At 74.3% G+C, this 20,240-nt stretch carries 18 protein-coding genes; 10 read left to right on the top strand and 8 right to left on the bottom strand.

Going from position 1 to position 20,240, the window contains the following annotated elements:
* The first annotated feature begins 182 nt into the window (after positions 1-182).
* Together ACIQR3_RS20120 and fxsA are read left to right on the top strand one after the other, a co-directional pair.
* Positions 183-1,040, top strand: a complete 858-nt coding sequence (locus ACIQR3_RS20120) for a polyprenol monophosphomannose synthase (protein WP_403540652.1) — start codon at positions 183-185, stop codon at positions 1,038-1,040.
* Between the two features lie 46 nt (positions 1,041-1,086).
* Entirely contained in the window at positions 1,087-1,665 is a 579-nt protein-coding gene (fxsA, locus tag ACIQR3_RS20115) for an FxsA family membrane protein (RefSeq protein ID WP_403540650.1), read from the top strand.
* Between the two features lie 151 nt (positions 1,666-1,816).
* Here the strand turns inward: fxsA and ACIQR3_RS20110 are convergent, their stop codons facing one another.
* From ACIQR3_RS20110 to ACIQR3_RS20095, 4 genes are all read right to left on the bottom strand, one after another.
* A complete protein-coding gene (locus tag ACIQR3_RS20110; RefSeq protein WP_003977404.1) occupies positions 1,817-2,191 on the bottom strand; it encodes an RNA polymerase-binding protein RbpA in 375 nt (124 codons plus the stop codon).
* Positions 2,192-2,471: 280 nt separating this feature from the next.
* Positions 2,472-3,818 carry an MFS transporter gene (locus ACIQR3_RS20105; RefSeq protein WP_403540648.1) on the bottom strand — a complete coding sequence of 449 codons (1,347 nt, stop codon included), beginning with the start codon at positions 3,816-3,818 and terminating at the stop codon, positions 2,472-2,474.
* A gap of 51 nt (positions 3,819-3,869) precedes the next feature.
* A complete protein-coding gene (locus ACIQR3_RS20100) occupies positions 3,870-4,637 on the bottom strand; it encodes a glycerophosphodiester phosphodiesterase (RefSeq protein WP_403540645.1) in 768 nt (255 codons plus the stop codon).
* Positions 4,634-5,299 carry a YitT family protein gene (locus ACIQR3_RS20095; protein ID WP_403540642.1) on the bottom strand — a complete coding sequence of 222 codons (666 nt, stop codon included), beginning with the start codon at positions 5,297-5,299 and terminating at the stop codon, positions 4,634-4,636. Before ACIQR3_RS20095 ends, ACIQR3_RS20100 begins: the two co-directional genes overlap by 4 nt.
* A 101-nt stretch (positions 5,300-5,400) precedes the next feature.
* On the opposite strand from ACIQR3_RS20095, the gene ACIQR3_RS20090 reads away from it, so the two are divergent.
* Positions 5,401-6,900 (top strand): PLP-dependent aminotransferase family protein, encoded by a 1,500-nt coding sequence (locus tag ACIQR3_RS20090; RefSeq protein ID WP_403540640.1) that lies wholly within the window; start codon positions 5,401-5,403, stop codon positions 6,898-6,900.
* A gap of 107 nt (positions 6,901-7,007) precedes the next feature.
* Here ACIQR3_RS20090 and ACIQR3_RS20085 read toward each other — a convergent pair whose 3' ends face one another.
* Together ACIQR3_RS20085 and ACIQR3_RS20080 are read right to left on the bottom strand one after the other, a co-directional pair.
* Entirely contained in the window at positions 7,008-8,768 is a 1,761-nt protein-coding gene (locus ACIQR3_RS20085) for a hypothetical protein (RefSeq protein WP_403540638.1), read from the bottom strand.
* Between the two features lie 37 nt (positions 8,769-8,805).
* Positions 8,806-9,000 (bottom strand): hypothetical protein, encoded by a 195-nt coding sequence (locus ACIQR3_RS20080; RefSeq protein ID WP_403540636.1) that lies wholly within the window; start codon positions 8,998-9,000, stop codon positions 8,806-8,808.
* A gap of 278 nt (positions 9,001-9,278) precedes the next feature.
* Between ACIQR3_RS20080 and ACIQR3_RS20075 the strand changes: the two genes are divergently transcribed.
* The 5 genes from ACIQR3_RS20075 to ACIQR3_RS20055 all read left to right on the top strand — a co-directional run bounded on the left by ACIQR3_RS20075 (position 9,279) and on the right by ACIQR3_RS20055 (position 14,895).
* Positions 9,279-9,671 (top strand): ankyrin repeat domain-containing protein, encoded by a 393-nt coding sequence (locus ACIQR3_RS20075; RefSeq protein WP_403540633.1) that lies wholly within the window; start codon positions 9,279-9,281, stop codon positions 9,669-9,671.
* Between the two features lie 298 nt (positions 9,672-9,969).
* Complete coding sequence (locus ACIQR3_RS20070) at positions 9,970-11,388, top strand: HEAT repeat domain-containing protein (RefSeq protein ID WP_403540631.1); 1,419 nt, start codon at positions 9,970-9,972, stop codon at positions 11,386-11,388.
* Positions 11,389-11,750: 362 nt separating this feature from the next.
* A complete protein-coding gene (locus ACIQR3_RS20065; protein WP_403540628.1) occupies positions 11,751-12,881 on the top strand; it encodes a glycosyltransferase family 4 protein in 1,131 nt (376 codons plus the stop codon).
* The gene (locus ACIQR3_RS20060) at positions 12,878-14,041 is read left to right on the top strand and encodes a glycosyltransferase (RefSeq protein ID WP_403540625.1); all 1,164 of its coding nucleotides are present in this window, start codon (positions 12,878-12,880) and stop codon (positions 14,039-14,041) included. Before ACIQR3_RS20065 ends, ACIQR3_RS20060 begins: the two co-directional genes overlap by 4 nt.
* Positions 14,038-14,895, top strand: a complete 858-nt coding sequence (locus tag ACIQR3_RS20055) for an SGNH/GDSL hydrolase family protein (protein ID WP_403540622.1) — start codon at positions 14,038-14,040, stop codon at positions 14,893-14,895. Before ACIQR3_RS20060 ends, ACIQR3_RS20055 begins: the two co-directional genes overlap by 4 nt.
* A gap of 220 nt (positions 14,896-15,115) precedes the next feature.
* Here the strand turns inward: ACIQR3_RS20055 and ACIQR3_RS20050 are convergent, their stop codons facing one another.
* Positions 15,116-15,949, bottom strand: a complete 834-nt coding sequence (locus ACIQR3_RS20050; RefSeq protein WP_403540619.1) for a putative hydro-lyase — start codon at positions 15,947-15,949, stop codon at positions 15,116-15,118.
* Complete coding sequence (locus ACIQR3_RS20045) at positions 15,946-17,268, bottom strand: MFS transporter (protein WP_403540616.1); 1,323 nt, start codon at positions 17,266-17,268, stop codon at positions 15,946-15,948. Before ACIQR3_RS20045 ends, ACIQR3_RS20050 begins: the two co-directional genes overlap by 4 nt.
* 128 nt (positions 17,269-17,396) lie before the next feature.
* On the opposite strand from ACIQR3_RS20045, the gene ACIQR3_RS20040 reads away from it, so the two are divergent.
* Both ACIQR3_RS20040 and ACIQR3_RS20035 read left to right on the top strand, forming a co-directional pair.
* The gene (locus tag ACIQR3_RS20040) at positions 17,397-18,092 is read left to right on the top strand and encodes a GntR family transcriptional regulator (protein WP_403540614.1); all 696 of its coding nucleotides are present in this window, start codon (positions 17,397-17,399) and stop codon (positions 18,090-18,092) included.
* Positions 18,093-18,270: 178 nt separating this feature from the next.
* A complete protein-coding gene (locus ACIQR3_RS20035) occupies positions 18,271-19,800 on the top strand; it encodes a hypothetical protein (protein ID WP_403540612.1) in 1,530 nt (509 codons plus the stop codon).
* The last annotated feature ends 440 nt before the right edge of the window (positions 19,801-20,240 follow it).

Raw genomic sequence — 20,240 nt, 5'->3', positions numbered from 1 at the left:
TACCGCCGGAGTACCGCGGAGTCCCACGGTGTCCGCGGACTTCCGCCCGCGGGTCCTGCCCCAAAAGACCGATTACTACCCAGGTCTTGTGGAAACGACACCACCATACGAACGTCCTGTCACGTCATCGCAGGCCCCGGCCACTATGGTGGTGCTCTGCGTACGGACTCGAAGGGGCAGCAGTGAACGACGGTGACGGGACGCGAGCGGCAGCGGGCCAGGAGAGAAGGTTCGGCCCCCTCGGCACGCCCCTGGTGATCATCCCGACCTACAACGAGTCGGAGAACATCAAGGCGATCGTCGCCCGCGTGCGCGAGGCGGTCCCCGAGGCGCACGTCCTGGTGGCCGACGACAACAGCCCCGACGGCACCGGCAAGCTCGCCGACGAACTCGCCGTCGCCGACGACCACGTACACGTCCTGCACCGCAAGGGCAAGGAAGGGCTCGGCGCCGCCTACCTCGCCGGGTTCCGCTGGGGCCTGGAGCGCGACTACGGCGTCCTGATCGAGATGGACGCCGACGGCTCCCACCAGCCCGAGGAACTGCCGAGGCTGCTGACCGCCCTGAAGGGGGCCGACCTGGTCCTCGGCTCCCGCTGGGTGCCGGGCGGCCGGGTGGTGAACTGGCCCAAGTCCCGCGAGGTCATCTCGCGCGGCGGCAGCCTCTACTCGCGCCTCGCGCTGGACCTGCCGCTGCGCGACATCACGGGCGGCTACCGGGCCTTCCGGCGGGAGACCCTGGAGGGCCTCGGCCTGGGGGACGTGTCCTCGCAGGGCTACTGCTTCCAGGTCGACCTGGCCCGCCGCGCGGTCAAGGCCGGCTACCACGTGGTCGAGGTGCCGATCACCTTCGTCGAGCGCGAGCTGGGCGACTCCAAGATGAGCAAGGACATCCTGGTCGAGGCGCTCTGGCGGGTCACCGCCTGGGGCGTCGGGGAGCGGGTCGGCAAGATCATGGACCGCGACAAGCCGGACCGCGACAAGCCGGACCGCGACAAGCCGGACCGCGCGCCGCACCGGCCGTCGTCCCGGACCCCGTGACCGGGCCCTTATCCCGCGCTGAGCCGGGCCCGGGCACACTGGAGACATGACGACTGGCGCGCACACCCCCAGCCACCCCGCCACCCGGCCCCGCCGCTCCCGCCTGCGCACGTTCCTGCCGCTGGGCGTCGCCGCCTGGCTGGTGCTGGAGATCTGGCTGCTGACGCTGGTCGCGGGGGCGTCGAACGGCCTGGTGGTCTTCCTGGTCCTGCTGGCCGGCATCGTCCTCGGCTCAGTGATCATCAAGCGGGCGGGACGCCGTGCCTTCCGCAGCCTCCAGGAGACGCTGCGCCAGCAGCAGGGCGGGACGACGCCGGCGGCCCGGCCCAACAGCGAGGGCAACGGCCTGATGATGCTGGGCGGCCTGCTCGTCATGATCCCCGGCCTGGTCTCCGACGCGGCCGGCCTGCTCCTGCTGCTGCCCCCGGTCCAGAAGGCGGTGAGCCGGTACGCGGAGCGGACCTTCGAGCGCCGTCTGCGCGCGGCGGGCCCCGGCACCCTGGGCGACGCCTTCCGCCAGGCCCGTATGCACCGCCCGGACGGCAAGGTCGTCCCGGGCGAGGTCGTACGGGACGACGAGCGAGGCCCCGCGGACCAGGACCCGCGCCCGCCCCTGACCCGCTGACGTCCGAGGGGCGGGGCGCCACCACCCGCCCCGTACCGCGAAGACTGCGGCGCCGTACGTCACAGCACAGACCGCGGGCGCCGTACGTCGAGACGTACGGCGCCCGCGGTCACTCACGTGCGCTGCATCGGGCCCTCAGGCCCCGCAGGGACTACGCACTCTTGCGGCTGTCCCGCGGATGCACCGCGATGTTCATCGCGCCGGAGCGCAGAACCGCCAGCCGCTCCTCGAGGACCTCTTCGAGTTCCTCGCGAGTGCGTCGTTCCATCAGCATGTCCCAGTGCGTACGCGCGGGCTTGGCCTTCTTCTCCTCAGGGCCGTCGCCGTCCACGAGGAGTGCCTGGGCCCCGCAGACCTTGCACTCCCACTCCGGCGGAATCTCCGCCTCGACCGAGAAGGGCATCTCGAACCGGTGCCCCTTCTCGCATGCGTACTCCACGGCCTGGCGCGGGGCCAGGTCGATGCCGCGGTCCGTCTCGTAGCTGGTCACCACGAGGCGCGTGCCGCGAAGAGCTCGCTCACTCATGAATCGTGCCTCCCGGGCTTGTCGCCCACAGGACAGGTGTCGCTGTCGTCGTCATCCGGTCAACGTCCGGTCGGCGGTAAAGATTCCCGTCCCGAGTCCCGTTCCGGGGCCATGTGTCGCCGTCGTGGCCGCAGCCTTTGTCAACCAGTGCAGTACCCACCGGCGTCCGGTATGTCACCTCTCCTCGGAGATGTCACCCGACGTTTCGGCATCTTTGACGCGCAGTAACGGTACGCCTGGCAGGCCAAAGGCGTACACTACCGCCCTTTCCCGCCAAGTGCTAAATCCTTTCGGGAACGGGATTGCCCGCGTCGCGGATCGCCCGCCCGACCGGCACCCGCGCCAGCAGCACGAAGCCGATGACGAAGAACGCCACCAGCGAGATGATCGCGTCCCGGTAGCTCCCGGTCAGCTGGTAGGTCAGCCCGAACAGCAGGGGCCCCAGCCAGCTCATGCCGCGGTCGCTGATCTCGTACGCGGAGAAGTACTCGGCCTCCTTGCCGGGCGGCACGAGGTGGGAGAAGAGCGAGCGGGACAGGGCCTGGCTGCCGCCGAGGACCAGGCCGATCCCGGCGGCCAGGGCGAAGAACCACACCGGTGCCCCGGCGGGCAGGAAGTACCCGGCCGCGAGGGTGACCGTCCAGGCCGCCAGCGAACCGAGGATCGTGCGCTTGGCGCCGTACCGCCGGGCCAGCCGGCCCAGCAGCAGTGCCCCCGCCACGGCCAGTACCTGGACGAGCAGGACGGCCACGATGAGCGTGGACTGGCCCAGTCCCAGCTCCTCGGAGCCGTAGACCGACGCCTGGGAGATCACCGTCTGGATGCCGTCGTTGTAGACCAGGTACGCCAGCAGGAAGGCCAGTGTCAGCGGGTGGCGGCGCATGCCGCGCACCGTGGCCGCCAGTTGCCGCAGGCCCGGCAGGGCCGCCTCCCGCGCGGGGGCCCGGCGGTCCCGCAGCCGGCGCAGCGGGATCAGCGCGAAGGCGCCCCACCACAGGCCCGCCGACGCCAGACAGATCCGGACCGCCGCGCTCTCCGTGAGCCCGAAGGAGTCGTGCGCGGTGTACAGCACCAGGTCGACGACCAGGACCAGTGCCCCGGCCGCGTAGCCGAAGGCCCAGCCGCGGGAGGAGACGGCGTCGCGTTCCTCGGGCGGCGCGATCTGCGGCAGGTAGGAGTTGTAGAGCATCGTCGCGACCGACTGGGCCGCGTTGGCGATCACCAGGAGCGCGCCGCCGAGCAGATAGCGGTCGCCGTCCAGGAAGAACATGCCGGCCGTGGCCGCCGCGCCGACGTACGCCGCCGCGCCCAGCAACGGCTTCTTGCGGCCCGTGCGGTCGGCGGCGGCACCCACCAGGGGCATCACCAGTACCGCCACGATCACCGACAGGGAGACCGCGTACGCGAAGAACGACCCGGCCCGCACGGGTATGCCCAGCGGATGGACGAATCCGTCCCCGTCCGCCGCCGCCTCGGCGACCGAGGTGAGATAGGGGCCCAGGAACACGGTGAGCACGCTCGTCGAATAGACCGAGCAGGCCCAGTCGTAGAAGTACCAGCCGCGCTGTTCGCGCCGGCGCCCGGCGGCCTCGTCGGCCGCCTGTGTCCGCACGGTGTCGGTGCCCACCCGTGCCCTCGCCTTCCCCGTGACGCGCGGTGCCCGGACCGGACGCGGGTCTCAGACCCAGACGCCGCGGTCCTCCATGACCTTGCGCAGTATGTCGATGTGATCGGTCATGATGCCATCCACGCCGAGGTCCAGGAGCCGGTGCATGCGCTCGGGTTCGTTCACCGTCCACACGTGCACCTGGAGCCCGCGCGCGTGGGCGGCGCGCACGAAGCGGTGGTCGGCCACCGGGATGCCCGACTGGGCCTCGGGCACCTGCGCGGCCACCGCCGGGCGGCGCGGCGCACCCGGCACGCCCCAGGAGCACAGCCGCAGCCCCAGCACGCCCCGGGTGCCGTACGAGGTGGCGAGGCGGGGGCCGGCCAGCCGCTGGGCGCGCGCCACGCGCGCCTCGGAGAACGAGCCGAGGCAGACCCGGTCCCAGGAGTTGGTGCGCCCTACGAGGTTCAGGAAGGGGAGCAGGGCCGGTTCGGCCTTGACGTCCACGTTCCAGCGGACTTCGGGGAAGGTTTCCAGCAGTTCCTCGAAGAGGGGGAGCGGTTCGCTGCCCGCCACGCGCGCGTGGCTCACCTCGGACCACGGCAGCCCGGCGATCCGGCCGGTGCCGTCGGTCACCCGGTCCAGCGTCGCGTCGTGGAAGGCGACCAGCTTGCCGTCCCGGGTGGCGTGCACGTCGGTCTCGATGTACCGGTAGCCCGTCTCGACCGCGCGCCGGAACTGGCGCAGCGTGTTCTCCAGGCCGTCGGCCGCGCCGCCCCGGTGGGCGAAGGCGATCGGACCGGGATGGTCGAGGTAGGGGTGGCGTATGGGGGTGGTCACCGACGCAGTATGGCCGCCCGGGGTTGACCGGTGGCAACCACCGTGCTGCCGCCGGATGCCGGGGGGACGGCGAACACGCGCAGGAACAGCTGGGCGAGCGGGCCGATCGTCACCGCGTACAGCAGGGTGCCGATCCCGACGGTGCCGCCGAGGGCGAAGCCCGTCACCACGACCGTGATCTCCACCGCCGTACGCACCAGGCGCACGGACAGGCCGGTGCGCCGGTTCAGGCCCGTCATCAGGCCGTCGCGCGGTCCGGGGCCGAACCGTGCCGCGAGGTACAGGCCGGTCGCCGCGCCGTTGAGGACGATCCCCGCGGCCAGGAACGCGATCCGCGCCGCCGTGGCATGGACGTCCGGGACCAGCGCCAGTGTCGCGTCCATCGCGGCCCCGATCACCAGGACGTTGGAGACGGTGCCCAGGCCCGGCCGCTGCCGCAGCGGTATCCACAGCAGGAGGACCGCCGCGCCGACGACGGTGAGGACCACGCCCATCGACAGGCTCGTGCGCTCCGCGAGGCCCTGGTGCAGCACGTTCCACGGTTCCAGACCGAGGCCCGAGCGGACCAGCAGCGCCGAGCTGGCCCCGTAGAGCAGCAGGCCGCCGTAGAGCTGGGTGAGCCGGCGGGTGAGGTGGCTCCGGGTGGACTGCCGTGCGGACATGCTGTGCCCCCTGGGGTGAAAACGTGGCTTGACCTGTGTCACCCTGTGGCCTGGAAGCAGAAGCCATCCAGGGCCAATTCGCGGAAGGTGGACTGATTCGCATGGGGCAGTGGACTTCGGCCGTGGGAGCCGCGCAGCTCGCGCGGCTGCTCGGCTCGCAGCAGGAGCGCCCGGCCGGACCCGGCACCCGCCGCCCGCCCGCCTACCGGGCGCTGGCCGACGGCGTCCGGCTGCTCGTGCTGGAAGGACGGGTACCGGTCGCCGCCCGGCTGCCCGCCGAGCGGGAACTCGCCCTCGCCCTGTCGGTCAGCCGCACCACGGTCGCCGCCGCCTACGAAGCCCTGCGCGCCGAGGGCTTCCTGGAGTCCCGGCGCGGCGCGGGCAGCTGGACCGCCGTCCCGCCCGGGAACCCGGTGCCGGCCCGGGGCCTGGAGCCGCTGCCGCCCGAGGCGCTCGGCTCGGTGATCGACCTGGGCTGCGCGGCCCTCCCGGCGCCCGAACCCTGGCTCACCCGCGCCGTCCAGGGCGCCTTGGAGGAACTGCCGCCGTACGCGCACACGCACGGCGACTACCCGGCCGGGCTGCCCGCGTTGCGCGCCACCCTCGCCGACCGCTACACCGCGCGGGGCATCCCGACCATGCCCGAGCAGATCATGGTGACCACCGGCGCGATGGGCGCGATGGACGCGATCTGCCACCTGTTCGGGGGCCGCGGCGAACGCATCGCCGTCGAGTCGCCCTCGTACGCCAACATCCTCCAGCTGATGCGGGAGGCGGGCGCGCGGCTGGTGCCCGTCGCCATGGCCGGCGGCCTCGACGGCTGGGACCTGGACCGGTGGCGCCAGGTGCTGCGGGAGGCCGCGCCCCGCCTCGCCTACGTCGTCGCCGACTTCCACAACCCGACCGGCGCGCTCGCCGGGGAGGACCAGCGGCGGCAGCTGGTGGAGGCGGCCCGGTCGGCGGGGACGGTGCTGGTGGCCGACGAGACCATGAGCGAGCTGCTGCTCGACGAGGACGTGGCGATGCCGCCCCCGGTGTGCGCCTTCGACCCGGCCGGTTCGACCGTGGTCACCGTCGGTTCGGCCAGCAAGGCGTTCTGGGCCGGGATGCGCATCGGCTGGGTGCGGGCGGCCCCCGACGTGATCCGCAGCCTCGTCGCCGCCCGCGCCTACGCCGACATGGGCACCCCCGTCCTCGAACAGCTGGCGGTGAACTGGCTGTTCGGCACCGGCGGCTGGGAACGGGCCGTCGAACTGCGCCGCGCGCAGGCGCGGGAGAACCGGGACGCGCTGGTCACGGCGGTACGGCGGGAGCTGCCCGCGTGGGAGTTCGAGGTGCCCGCGGGCGGGCTGACCCTGTGGGTGCGCACGGGCGGCCTGTCGGGGTCGCGGCTCGCCGAGGCGGGGGAGCGGGTCGGGGTCCGGGTGCCGTCCGGGCCGCGGTTCGGGGTCGACGGGGCCTTCGAGGGGTACGCGCGGCTGCCGTTCACGGTCGGTGGCGCGGTGGCCGACGAGGCGGCCTTGCGGCTGGCCGCGGCGGCGCGGCTGGTCGAGAGCGGGGGCGTCGGCGGGGCGGAGGCGCCCCGGACCTTCGTGGCGTGACGCGCGGCGCCCCCCCCAGTGGAGGGGGGCGACCGCGCGGGGACAGCCGGGAGGTACGGCTACGGCCACGGCCACGGCTACGGCCACGGCCACGGCTATGGCCGCGGCTACGGCTTGATGAGCGTGGGCACCGACTTCCTCCCCCGCCGCTTTCCTCGCCTCTTCGTCTCCTCCTCCGGACCGGCGAGGGTTGGGACCGGCCGCGCCGGGGCCGGGTCCGGCTCGGGGGCGTCTGCTTCCGGTTCGCCGGGTTCGCCGGGTTCAGCCGGTTCGGCCCGTTCGGCCGGCGGAGCCGGTTCCGCGGGTGCCTCCTTCTCGCTGCCCGGCACGTCGGGCACGTGCTCCCCGTCGGCCGGCGTGGTGCGCGGCGGGAGCAGGTCCAGGACCGCCTGCCGGTGGCTGTCGCTGGTGGCGTCGTCGTACGGGTCCGGGGTGGCCGGTACCTGAAGGCGCAGGACCGGGCCGGTGCCCAGCCGGGCGTAACCGCGGCCGGGCGGGACCTGGTCGACGGGCGTGGTCCCCGGGGGAGCGCCGAGCGCGGCCGTCAGCTCGTCGGAACCGGCCGCGCCGAGCACCACCCGCGCGCGCGTGTGCTGCCGTACGGCGTCGCCGAGCGTGTCGAGGGCGTCGAGCTGGTCGGCCACCACCACCGTCACGTGCGCGGCCCGGCCGTGCCGCAGCGGGACCTGGAGCAGGGCCTGCGGATCCTTGCGGCCGTCCACGCCGGCCAGGTGCGTGAAGGCGCTCGGCCGGTCCAGCAGGAGCCACAGCGGCCGCCGGGTGTCCTCGGGCGGCGGCTGCCCCTCCTGCCGGGCCTGGTTGACGGCGATCAGCCGGCGCTCCGTCTCCTGGGCGGCCCACTCCAGGCTGGTCAGCACCCCGGTGAGGCCGCACTCGACGGCCAGCACGCCGTCGCGCCCGGTCAGGCAGGCGTACTCGCCGGTGCCGCCGCCGTCGACGATCACCAGGTCGCCGCCGTGGTGCAGGGCCTGGAGGGCGACGGAGCGCAGCAGCGTGGAGGTGCCGGTGCCCGGCCGGCCGAGGACCAGCAGGTGCGGCTCGGTGGAGCGCACGCCGGTGCGCCAGACGACCGGCGGTACGTCGCGCCGCTCCTCGCCGTGGGTGAGCGGCAGGGTGCGCTGCACCCGGGTGGGGTCGGTGAAGCCGAGGACCGTCTCGCCGGGCGCGGTGACGAAGCGCTGGGCGGCGATGTCGGTGGGCAGCGGGGCGAGGACGGTGAGGGTGAGGTCGTTGGCCTCCTCGTCCCAGGTGAAGCGGTACTCGCGGCCCCGCCCGGCCTTCGCGGTGAGCAGGTGCTCGATCCGGGCGCGGGCGGCGGCCTCGCCGTCGGTGAAGTACGCCGGGTAGTGGACCACCAGGTGCGCGAGACGGCCGTCGTCGTCGAACTCGTAGGCCGGGAAGGCCTTCTCCCAGCCGCCGCCGTGCGTGTACAGGGGATCGGGGTCCTCGGCGAGCGAGAAATAGGGGACCAGGGCCTCGTAGAGCGAGGTCAGGCGCCGGGTCCGGGCGTCGTCGGTTTCCTCGGGCGGGGCCGGGGCGCGGTTCCTGCCCTGCCAGGCCGCCGCCGCCATCAGCGTGACGGCGGCGAGCAGCGGGCCGTACGGCATCAGGCCCACGACCAGGACGACCGAGGCCACCAGGAACAGCAGCGCGCCGCGCCGGTCCTTGGGGGTCTCGGTCCACCTGTGCCGCGCGGCCGCGACGAGCCGGCCGAAGCCGCGGGCGATCGTGATCAGCGGCTGGAGGACGTCGGTGGCGCTGTCGGCCGCCGTCCGGGCCAGCTCCCGGCTCCGGGCGAGCTGTGCGCCGCCGTTGCTCAGAATGCGGGGGAGGGGGCGCCGGGCCACTGCTGCCTCCTGGAGGTGCGGACGGGGGTACGGGCGGTCAGAACTTGAGTCCGCCGAGGAGGCCGGCCAGGCTCTCGCCACCCGCCTTGATGCTCGGGGCGACGGCGGTGCTCGACAGGTAGAAGCCGAACAGCATGGCCACCACGGCGTGCGACGCCTTCAGGCCGTCCTTGCGGAAGTAGATGAAGACGACGACGCCGAGCAGGATGACGCCTGAAATCGAGAGGATCATGTGAGTTCTCCTGGTTCGCGGGGACAGTCACCATGAGTACTTCCAGGATCACAGCATGTATCCATATGATTAAAGGTGCAAGTGGGTGAAAATCGGGCGTTTTGCCCCGCGTGGCGGAGCGCCTCTTGAGCCGGTCGAGCCGTGGTGATCTTTACCTCGGGTGCCCCCGGCCATGTGTCCCACGAGCCAGTACCCTGGCGATTCACTCGCACGGCCGCCCCGCTCGCGGCCGCGCGCCCATGGATGAGCGTCCGAGAGACGAGAGAGGTGGTCCGCCGATGACCGAAGCCCCTGACCCCGAGGTCGTCGAACTGGCGACCAAGATCTTCGATCTGGCCCGGCAAGGGCAGACCGAGCCGCTCGCGGCCTACGTCGACGCGGGCGTCCCGGCCGACCTCACCAACGACCGCGGCGACTCCCTGGTGATGCTCGCCGCCTACCACGGCCACGCCGGCACGGTGCGCGCACTGCTGGAGCGCGGCGCCGAGGCCGACCGGGTCAACGACCGGGGGCAGACCCCGCTCGCCGGGGCCGCCTTCAAGGGTGAGACCGAGGTCGTCAAGGCCCTTCTGGAGGCCGGCGCGGACCCCGCGGCGGGCACCCCCTCGGCCGTCGACACGGCCCGCATGTTCGACCGCGAGGAACTGCTGGAGCTCTTCGGCGCGCGGTGAGGCGGCACGGGGGCCCTACGGGGACCGGCCGTACGGGGGCCGTCGATATTTCGGTCGCGGCGGGACGAAGCGCGGGGTCATCATGACGACGTGGTTCACGGACGTGACGGCTGGGCAGGTGTTGCCGCACCGCGCGGACCGTGACCCGGTCCGCAAGGGCCACCGACGAGAGGCAGAGGAAAATGGTCTTCGGCAAGCAAGAGACGGCGGGCGCTCCGACGTGTTGTCGCGCGGTCAGGTGAACGCGTGCTCACCCGGTTGCGTCGACGCTTGATGTCTTGATGTGAGGCTGTTTCCCATGTTCGATCCGGTCATAGCGCCCAGCGGTACGCTGCTCGGCCTGCTCCAGCGGGGCCGCGGCGACGGCACGCTGCACGCGCTCACCGCGCCACGCGCCGAGGCGCTCGCGGCCCTGCACCACTGCGTGCTGCACGACCCGCGCCACGACTGGCAGGTGGAGAACCGCTCCCTCTACTACGCCCGCCTCTTCCTCGACCTCGACGGCGAGCTGGACGCCGTGGAGGCCCACCTCTTCGACACCGAGGACGTCCTCGACCCCGAGGAGTCGCGTACGGGGCTGGCCCTGGCGTTCCTCGGGCACCTCGCCTCCTACGGCCGGCGGGACGCGCTCGACCTGCTGCGCCGGTACGCCGCCCGCGGCACCAACTGGGCCTGGGCCCTGGACGAGCTGGCGCTGCGGGACGACGACGCGGGACTGCGCGCCCTCGCCGAGCCCGTGCTGGCGCGGTTCACCACCGATCCCGAGGGCGAGGCCGAGCTGGCCGCCGCCGTGCGGGACGCCTTCGAACCCAGGCCCTGGCGGCTGTGGGCCGAGGACAGCCGCGAAGCGATCGCCACGCGCGTGCGTGCCGCGCAGGAGGCCGGCTGCTTCGACCGCTGGCAGCGGCAGCTGCGGCCCACCGGGCCCCGCCCGGGCTGGAGCGTGGCCGCCGTCTTCGAGTGGGCCCAGCAGGGCCTGGAGCGGGGCACCGCACTTCATGTGCCGGCCGCCCGGTGCCTCACCGCCGTCGCCGGTCCCGAGGACCGGCCCGAGATCGTCGAGGCCGCCCGGTCCGGTGCCGAGGGCGCCCGCTGCACCGCGTTGCGCTATCTCGCGGACAGCGACGATCCCGGCGCCCTCGGCCTGATCGAACACGCCGTGGCCACCGGCACGGCGGGGGTGGTGGAGGCCGCCGTCGCCGCGTTCGAACGGATGAGTGCTCCCGCCGCCGTGGACCGGGCCCGCGGCTGGGCCCGCCGGCCCGACGCGCTGGGCGCCGCCGCCGGCCGGGTACTGGCCTGTCGCGGCGGCGCGGCCGACCGTGACCTGGTCCTGGCCGCGCTGCGCGAGGCGGTACGGGGCGAGGGTCCCGACGCGCCGACCCTGTGGACCCTCGTCGACGGCGCCGGGCGGCTCGGCATCGGCTGCGCCGCCCCCGTACTGCGGCACGTCTACCGGGAGACCGGCTCCTCCCACCTGCGCGGCCGGGCCGCCCGGGCACTGGCCGCCACCGACCCGTCCTTCCCGGCCGGGTTCGCCGTGGAGTGCCTGTGGGACTGCGAGGAGACCACCCGCGAACTCGCCGCCCGGCACGCCGAGACCGGTGACAACCGCGTCGTCGAACGGCTGCGCCGGCTCGCCGCCGACCCGGCCGAGGAGGCCGAGGTGCAGACCGCCGTACGGAGCCGGATCGGGCCGGACGCGTCCGCGGTGTGAGGTTGTGGCATGAGCTTCGTCCAGTGAGTTCCGTGAAGGGGCGCGAGGAGTCCCGTGAGGAGTCCCTCCAGGGCGCCGGGCGCCGGGCTCTCCGTACGCCGTGCGTGGGGCTGTCCGTACGCCGGGCTCTCCGTACGCCGGAGACGCCCGCGTGAACGGGGAGCGCGCTGTCGCGCACGGGGGCGCCCGGGGGTGACGGGACAAGCATGCGCGCACCGGGTGAACGAGGGGTGGCCCCCGGGTCAGGCGGGCGTGGACACGGTCTGACCTGCTCGGGCGGGCAGTCCAACGCTCACGGGCCGTTCCTCGGCCGGACAGATCCACGTTGACGCGACCACGTCCAGCCCGGCGACAACACGGGTATGCGTGTCGTCATCGTGACCGAGTCCTTCCCCCCCGATGTGAACGGCGTGGCTCACTGCGCGCTCCAGACCGCCCGACACCTCGTCGACAGCGGTCACGTTCCCCTCGTCGTCGCCCCCGCTCCGGCGCCCGGCACCCGGCCCGACCCCCTCGCGGTGCCGTGCCCGGTCGTCCACGTCCCCTCCCTTCCGCTCCCCGGCTACCCCCAGGTCCGCGTCGCCCTTCCCAGCCGACGCCTCGCCGCCGCGATCGCCGCGCACCGTGCCGACGTGGTCCACCTGGCCAGCCCCTTCGTCCTCGGCGTCCGCGGCATGGCCGCCGCCGCCCGGCTCGGCGTCCCCGCCGTGGCCGTCTACCAGACCGACCTCGCCGGATACGCCCGTACGTACATGGGGGCCGGCGAGGCGGCGGCCTGGCGGCGCATCCGCTCCGTACACTCCGCCGCCGACCTCACCCTCGCCCCCTCCAGCGCCGCCCTGCACGACCTCCGGGCGCACGGCGTGCCCCGGGTCCGGCTCTGGCCGCGCGGGGTGGACACCGCCCGCTTCCGTCCCGAACTGCGCGACGAGGCGCTGCGCCGCGAATTCGCGCCGAACGGCGAGCTGATCGTCGGCTACGTCGGCCGGCTCGCCCCCGAGAAGCAGGTCGAGCTGCTGTCCGGTGTCTGCGCACTGGACGGCGTACGCGTCGTGATCGTCGGTGACGGACCCAGCCGCACCGGCCTGGAGCAGGCCCTGCCCGGCGCCGTCTTCCTCGGCCGCCGCACCGGCGACGACCTGGCCCGGGTCTTCGCCTCCCTGGACGTCTTCGCCCACACCGGCCCCTTCGAGACCTTCTGCCAGACCGTGCAGGAGGCCATGGCCAGCGGGGTCCCCGTCGTCGCGCCCGCCGCGGGCGGCCCGCTGGACCTGGTGGACCACGGCTGCACCGGGCTGCTGGTGCCGCCCCGGGACGCGGACGCCGTACGCGACGCGGTGGCGGCGCTGGCCGCCGACCCGGCGCTGCGCGCCGCCTGCGGGAGCGCCGGACGGGCGGCCGTCGAAGGCCGCACCTGGGCGGCCGTCGGCGACCGGCTGATCGGCCACTACACGGACGTCCTCGCCGCACGGAAGGCGGTGCTGGCCGCATGAGCGCCCTCAGGATCGTCCGGCTCGCCAACTTCGTCGCCCCCGCCTCCGGCGGCCTGCGCACCGCCCTGCGCGAGCTGGGCAAGGGATACCTCGCCGCCGGACACGAGCCCGTCCTCGTCGTCCCCGGCGAGCGCGCGAGCGACCAGGAGACCGAGCAGGGACGGGTGATCACCGTGCCCGGCCCGCTGCTGCCCGGCACCGGCGGCTACCGCGTCCTCACCGACAGGCGGCGCGTCGCCGCCCTGCTGGAGGAACTCGCCCCCGACCGCCTGGAGGTCTCCGACCGCACCACACTGCGCTGGACCGGCAAGTGGGCCCGGCGGGCCCGGATCCCCGCCGTGATGGTCTCCCACGAGACCGCCGACGGCGTCCTGCGCACCTGGGGCCTGTCCGAGGGGGCGGCCCGCCGTGCCGCCGACGCGCTCAACACCCGTACGGCGCACACGTACGCGCGCGTGGTGTGCACCACCGAGTTCGCCGAACGGGAGTTCCTGCGGATCGGCGCCCGCAACGTCGTACGCGCCCCCCTGGGCGTCGATCTCGCCGCCCGGCACCCGGCGCTGCGCGACGCGCGGGTGCGGGCGCGGTACGCGCGCGAGGACGAGACGCTGCTCGTGATGTGCTCCCGGCTGTCCGTGGAGAAGCGGCCCGGGACGGCCCTGGACGCCCTGGAGGCGCTGCGCCGGCGCGACCGGCGGGCGGTCCTCGTGGTGGCCGGGGACGGCCCGCTGCGCGCCCGGCTCGAACAGCGGGCCCGCGAACGGCGGCTGCCCGTCGAGTTCCTCGGGCACGTGGGCGACCGCGGTCTGCTCGGCGCGCTCCAGGCCTCCGCCGACGTGTGCCTGGCGCCCGGACCCGCCGAGACGTTCGGGCTCGCCGCGCTGGAGGCGATGGCCTGCGGCACGCCCGTGGCGGTCAGCGCCTCGTCCGCGCTGCCCGAGGTGATCGGCTCCGCCGGGGCCGTCGCCGCCGACCACGGGGAGGCGTTCGCCGACGCCGTGGACCTGCTGGCCGGGCGCCCGGAGACGGAGCGGCGGGCGGCGGCACGCGCGCGTGCGGAGTGCTTCGGCTGGGACACGGCGGTCGCCGCGTTCCTCGCCGCGCACGACGCGACGGCGGTGGCGCCCTCCCGCCGGGGCGTGGCGGAGGGCGTGGCATGAGACGGCCGCGGTACGTGGCGCTCGGCGACTCGCTGACCGAGGGGGTGGGCGACCCGGTCGCGGGCGGCCGGCGCGGCTGGGCGGCGCTGCTCGCCGGGTCGCTCGCCGCGGAGGACGAGCGGCCGGTGGAGTTCCGCAACCTCGCGGTCAGCGGAGCGCAGACCCGGGACGTGCTGGAGGCGCAACTGCCCGCCGGGCTGGCGCTGCGGCCCGACCTCGTCTCCGTCGTGGTCGGCGTCAACGACACCCTGCGCCGCACCTTCGACATCCACGCCGTGGCCGCCCGGCTGGACGAGGTGTACGCGGCGTTCAGCGCCCAGGGGGCCGCCCTGCTGACGGCCTGTCTGCCCGACCCCGGCACCATGCTCGGGCTGCCGGGAGCGCTGGCCCGGCCGCTGGCCCGGCGGCAGCGAGCCGTCAACACGGTGGTCCACGCGCTGTCCGAGCGGTACGGCGCCCTGCACCTGCACGCGGGCGACGGCGACTGGGTCACCGACCGCGCGATGTGGAGCGCGGACCGGCTGCACCCCGGTGAGCGGGGGCACCGGCAACTGGCCGTGCGCGCCCACGCGCTGCTCGCCGCGCACGGGCTCGCCCGGGGGCCCGCGCCCTCGCCCGAGCCCGGGTCCCCGGCGCCCAGCCGGTCGGCGAGCCTGTGGTGGCTGGCCACCGCCGGCACCGGCTGGGTGGCCCGGCGCTCCACCGACCTGCTGCCGCAGCTGCTGACCCTGGCCGCCGACGAACTGCGCCACCGCGCGCGCGGGACGAGCGCCCGGCTCGACCTGCGCGCGTCCGCGGCGGTCTCGGCGGCCCTGGCGGCCCTGTCGGTCACCGACCGCAGGGAGGCCGCTTGAGGACACCGAGGGGTGGTGTGCCGCCAGTGGGGTGGTGTGCCTCCGGTGGGACGGCGGGGACGGCGCCGGTCGCCTTGGCCGATCCACCGGGTGCTCGCTTGTCGTGGGCGTCCCCCGGTGGTCAGTGCCGTGTGAAGGGCGTCCGCGACCGGCAGCGCCGTGGTCACACCACCCGGTACTGCTGCCGTGTGAAGGGCGTCCGCGACCGGCAGCGCCCTGGTCACACCACCCGGTACTGCTCGTCACGCGCGTCCGTGATGAACATCTGCCCGGGCGCGTGGGTGATCGCGAACGGCGGGCGCGAGGCCATGACCGCCGCCTGCGGGGTCACCCCGCACGCCCAGAACACCGGGATGTCGTCCGGCTCCCGGTCCACCGCGTCGCCGAAGTCGGGCCGGTCCAGGTCCTCGATGCCGAGCGCCGACGGGTCACCGCAGTGCACCGGGCCGCCGTGCACCGCAGGGAGCAGGCTGGTCTCCCGGATCGCCGCGGACAGGTACCGCGGCGGCACCGGACGCATGGACACCACCATCGGCCCGTGCAGCCGCCCGGCGGGCGCGCACTGCCGGCCGGTGACGTACATCGGCACGTTGCGGCCCTGCTCGACGTGGCGGATCGGGACGCCGGCCCGGGACAGCGCCGACTCGAAGGTGAAGCTGCATCCGATGAGGAACGAGACGAGGTCGTCCCGCCAGTGGGCGCGTACGTCGGCCGGCTCGTCCACCAGCTCGCCGTCCCGCCACACCCGGTAGCGCGGCAGGTCGGTGCGCAGGTCGGCGCCGTCGGCCAGCGAGGTCGTCCACCCGCCGGCGTCCGTCACGTCGAGCACCGGGCAGGGCTTCGGATTGCGGGTGCAGAACAACAGCATGTCGTAGGCCCAGTCGGCGGGTACGGAGATCAGGTTGGCCTGGGTGTGACCGGCCGCGACCCCCGCCGTGGCGCCGGTCAGCCCCTCCCGGAAGCGGGCCCGGGCCGTTTCCGGCCGCCACGCGTGCGCGTGCGCGTCGACGAGCGTGACCGCGCGGTCCTCCGTCACCTGGTGCGTGCTGTTCATGCCAGCTCCTTTCCGCGCGTCTCGGGCAGTCCGAGCAGCGCGATCGCCGCGACGCCGTAGCCGATCGCGCCGAAGACCAGCGCGCCGCCCACGCCCCAGCTGTCGGCCAGGAAGCCGACCGTCGTGGGGAAGACGGCGCCCACGGCCCGTCCGGTGTTGTAGGTGAACCCCTGCCCGGTGCCGCGCACCGCCGTCGGGTACAGCTCGGCCAGGTAGGAGCCGAAGCCGCTGAAGATCGCCGACATGCAGAAGCCGAGCGGGAAGCCGAGCACGAGCAGGAGGGTGTCCGCGCCGGCCGGGATGTTGGCGTACGCCAGGATGCACAGGGCCGACAGCAGGGCGAACAGCCAGATGTTGCGCCGGCGCCCCAGGCGGTCGGTGAGGTAACCCCCGGTCAGATAGCCGGTGAAGGCACCCGAGATCAGGAACGTCAGGTACCCGCCGGTGCCCACCACCGACAGGCCGCGCTCGTCCTTCAGGTACGTCGGCACCCAGGTGGCCAGCGTGTAGTAGCCGCCCTGGACACCGGTGGACAGCAGCGCGGCGAAGACCGTGGTCCGCAGCAGTCCGGGGGCGTCGCCCGCGCCCGGTGCGAAGATCGCCCGGAACGAGCCCTTGCCGGGGCTCCGTTCGCGCGCGGCGGCGGCCTCGGGGGCGTCGTGCACACTGCGGCGCACCCAGACCACGAGCAGCGCGGGCAGCGCGCCGGTCCAGAACATGATCCGCCAGGCCAGTGCCTCGTCGGCCACCGAGAACACGACCGTGTACACGATCGCGGCCAGCGCCCAGCCCACCGCCCAGGAACTCTGGATCGCGCCCAGGGTGCGCCCCCGGTGCTTGGCGCTCGCGTACTCGGCGACCAGGATCGCGCCGACCGCCCACTCACCGCCGAAACCGAGTCCCTGGAGCGCCCGGAAGACCAGCAGCGTCTCGTAGTTAGGCGCGAAACCGCACGCCACCGTGAACACGGCGTACGTGATCACCGTGAGCAGCAGCGCCCTGACCCGGCCGATCCGGTCCGCCAGTACGCCCGCGAGGGCGCCGCCGACCGCGGAGACGACCAGCGTGACGGTGGTGAACAGTCCCGTCTGGCCGCTGTCCAGGCCGAAGTACGCGGCCAGCGCGACCATGCTCAGCGGCAGCGTGAAGTAGTCGTAGGAGTCGAGGGCGTAGCCGCCGAACGCGCCGGCGAAGGCCCGGCGGCCCCGCGGGCCGAGGGCGCGCAGCCAGCCCAGGGCCCCGTCGTCGGCGCCGCGACCGTCGTGGTCGGGGCGCGGGACGACGGTGAGCGGGGCCTGCGGTGGAGGAGTCGTGCTCATGGGCACCTCGCAGAAGGAGGACGGAGGGTGCTTGCTGATGAGCTGATGTCCAGCACCGTAGGGGATTGTTCAACGATCCCTCAATACCCCTGTTGTTTCGTTCTTGTGTCTGAGGTTGAATTCCGGGCATGGCAGAGCAGCTGGCGCAACTCGCCGACGACCGCGCCCTCCTGGGGCGCACCAGTACCGCCGAGCGGGTCTCGGACATCCTCAGGAGCCGGATCGCCGACGGTTTCTTCCCACCCGGCACCCGGCTGTCCGAGGACAGCATCGGCGGCGCGCTCGGGATCTCCCGCAACACGCTGCGGGAGGCGTTCCGGCTGCTCACCCATGAACGCCTGCTGGTGCACGAGCTGAACCGGGGCGTCTTCGTCCGGGTCCTGACCGTCGACGACGTCGAGGACATCTACCGCACCCGCGCCCTCGTCGAGTGCGCCGTGGTCCGCGGGCTCGGCGAGCCGCCGTACCGGCTCGAAGGGCTGGCCGGGGCCGTCGAGGACGGGCGGCGGGCGGCCCGGGAAGGCGACTGGAAACGGGTGGGCACGGCCAACATCCACTTCCACCGGGAACTGGTCGCCCTGGCGGGCAGCGAGCGCACCGACGAGGTGATGCGCAGCGTCTTCGCTGAACTGCGGCTCGCCTTCCACGTGGTGGACGACCCGCGCCGCCTGCACGAGCCGTACATCGCGCGCAACCACGAGGTCCTCCAGGCCCTGGAGGCCGGCGACCGGGAGGCCGCCGAGCGGCTTCTCGCGGGGTACCTCGCGACCTCGCTGGAGCGGGTGCTGGAGGTCTACCGGCGACGCGTCGGCGAGGACGGCTGACCGGGGCGGCGGGGCGGGGGCTGCCGAGGGGGGAGGGCGGGGCACTGCTCCGCCGGGCGTGGGTCCGCCGGGCGCGGGTCCGCTGGGCGCGGGCGTGGGCGTGGGCGCGGGCCCGTCCGCCCGGGGACGTCTACGGTCGTTTGGGTCGTTGTCAGACCTAGGACCTAGTCTGTGCACCGTGACTTCGCCTGCATCGACGGACAGTGCTCCGCCCCAGCTCAGCGCGGCGCCGCGCCCCGCCATGGGCCCGGCCGCCGACGAGGGGCTGGCGCGGCGGCTGCGCGCCCTCGCCTGCACCGCCCCGCTGCACGACCTCGACGCGCGCAAGGCCAACCTCGCGGGCGAGTACTCGGTGTACGGCATGGCGGAGGTCGCCCTCGCCGCCATCGACCTGGTCACCCTGAACATGGACTTCGACACGGGCGCCGACCACGACCAGATAGTGGCCCGGCTCGTCCCGCGCGTTGCCGCCCAGGCCCCCCGCAGGCCCGCCGCCGAGCACGAGCGGGTGGCCCGCTGGGTCCTGGAGAACCTGATCAACGTCGGCAGCGTCGACCGCGGCTTCCGCGCGGTGTACGGCACGTTCGAGCCGGACGGCAGCTACGTGCGCCGCGACTACGACTTCAAGCTGATCGAGGAGGTCCCCGGCCCCGGCGGCACCGTCTATCTGCGCACCACCGACGAGGCGGTCAACGTCCTGGTCGGCGCCCTGGACACCGATGTCACCAGCGCCCAGATCGCCGCCGAGGTGAAGCTGGAGGTGCTGATCAGCCGCGGCCGGCTCGCCGACGCCCAGCTCGCCGCCGAGCAGGCCCGCTACCGCACCGTGCAGTACTCGGAGACCCTGCGCCGCGCCCTGGACGCCACCCGGCGCAACGTCCGCGCGGTGGACTGGCTGGAAGCCGTCCCCGACATGATCGCCGAGGCCCTCGACCACGTCGCCGACCGCTACCGCCACGAGAACGCGATCCTCACCAACATCCGCAAGGCCCGCGACGAGTCCGAGGAACCCGAGCACAAGCGCCGCGCCGCCGAGCTGGTCGACATCGTCAAGGACTGCATCCGCCGCCACACCCAGCTCCAGTCCCGGCTGCTGGAAGCGGGCCCGCTGTTCCGCGCCGAACAGGACCGGCAGGCCTTCGCCACCCCCCTCGCCTCCTCGGGCATCGACCTCTACGGCCACCTCGTCGCCCCCGTGCTGCCGCTGCCCGTGGAGCGGGCCCTGCGCGTCACCGACGCCTTCTTCGCCCGCGGCACCGGTCTGCGCACGCCCGTCTCGGTCCGGGTCGGCGACCTCGTCGACCTGCTGCTGACCCCGCCCGTCGAGCGTGAGCACCTGGGCGCCGAGATGCCCGAGCCCGACCTGATCGCCACCCCGGACGACAGCCGCTTCACCGAGGAGCAGCTGGCGGCGGCCAAGGAACTGCTCGACCTGCCGCACGACGCCCCGCGCCGGCTCTCCGGCCTGCTGGCCGAGGCCCGCCGCCGCGAGGGTTCCGACCTGGCGTACCTGGTCGCCCTGCTGGCGGTGCACGCCGCGAGCCCGCCGGTCGGCACCGCCTACCGGCAGGGCGAGGAGAAGCTGCTGTTCGCCGTGGACGACGGCACCGAGCTGGACGACCCCGAGTTCGGCGGCGCCGACCTCATCGTGGGCACGGCGCTGCTGGACGCGGCCGGCATGGCGGCGGACCGGACGGAGGCGGCGTGACCGGGGCCGGACGAGCGGGCGAGCGGGCGGCGGTGATCACCAGCCGCGACCGGCGCGCTGCCGTGCCGGGCGGGAGCGGTCCGTCCGTGGGGGAGGGGACGGCCGCCTGGCCCCGACGCGTGGCAGGCGCCTGCCGGGTGGCGGGGAGCCCCGGGTGCTGTGACCGGTGCGGCGGGAGCGGTCCGTCCGTGGGGGACGGGACGGCCGCCTGGCCCCGAGGCGTTGATTCCGCCCGCCGGGTGGCGAGGTGCCCCGGGCGCCGTGACAGGCGCGCTGCCGTGCCGGGCGGGAGCGGTCTGTCCGTGGGTGAGGGGACGGCCGCCTGGTCCCGACGCGTGGCAGGTGCCTGCCGGGTGGCGGGGAGCCCCGGGTGCTGTGACCGGTGCGGCGGGAGCGGTCCGTCCGTGGGGGACGGGACGGCCGCCTGGCCCCGAGGCGTT

It is taken from the genome of Streptomyces sp. NPDC090994 (assembly GCF_044768905.1).
Lineage (GTDB): Bacteria > Actinomycetota > Actinomycetes > Streptomycetales > Streptomycetaceae > Streptomyces.
This window is presented reverse-complemented; position numbering and strand designations above follow the sequence as displayed.

Bases quoted from the DNA above. Each gene is read 5' to 3' on its own strand.
- fxsA (WP_403540650.1), top strand. From the start codon at position 1,087: ATGACGACTGGCGCGCACACCCCCAGCCACCCCGCCACCCGGCCCCGC.
- ACIQR3_RS20110 (WP_003977404.1), bottom strand. From the start codon at position 2,191: ATGAGTGAGCGAGCTCTTCGCGGCACGCGCCTCGTGGTGACCAGCTAC.
- ACIQR3_RS20095 (WP_403540642.1), bottom strand. From the start codon at position 5,299: ATGTCCGCACGGCAGTCCACCCGGAGCCACCTCACCCGCCGGCTCACC.
- ACIQR3_RS20090 (WP_403540640.1), top strand. From the start codon at position 5,401: ATGGGGCAGTGGACTTCGGCCGTGGGAGCCGCGCAGCTCGCGCGGCTG.
- ACIQR3_RS20080 (WP_403540636.1), bottom strand. From the start codon at position 9,000: ATGATCCTCTCGATTTCAGGCGTCATCCTGCTCGGCGTCGTCGTCTTC.
- ACIQR3_RS20075 (WP_403540633.1), top strand. From the start codon at position 9,279: ATGACCGAAGCCCCTGACCCCGAGGTCGTCGAACTGGCGACCAAGATC.
- ACIQR3_RS20070 (WP_403540631.1), top strand. From the start codon at position 9,970: ATGTTCGATCCGGTCATAGCGCCCAGCGGTACGCTGCTCGGCCTGCTC.
- ACIQR3_RS20065 (WP_403540628.1), top strand. From the start codon at position 11,751: ATGCGTGTCGTCATCGTGACCGAGTCCTTCCCCCCCGATGTGAACGGC.
- ACIQR3_RS20060 (WP_403540625.1), top strand. From the start codon at position 12,878: ATGAGCGCCCTCAGGATCGTCCGGCTCGCCAACTTCGTCGCCCCCGCC.
- ACIQR3_RS20055 (WP_403540622.1), top strand. From the start codon at position 14,038: ATGAGACGGCCGCGGTACGTGGCGCTCGGCGACTCGCTGACCGAGGGG.
- ACIQR3_RS20050 (WP_403540619.1), bottom strand. From the start codon at position 15,949: ATGAACAGCACGCACCAGGTGACGGAGGACCGCGCGGTCACGCTCGTC.
- ACIQR3_RS20045 (WP_403540616.1), bottom strand. From the start codon at position 17,268: ATGAGCACGACTCCTCCACCGCAGGCCCCGCTCACCGTCGTCCCGCGC.
- ACIQR3_RS20040 (WP_403540614.1), top strand. From the start codon at position 17,397: ATGGCAGAGCAGCTGGCGCAACTCGCCGACGACCGCGCCCTCCTGGGG.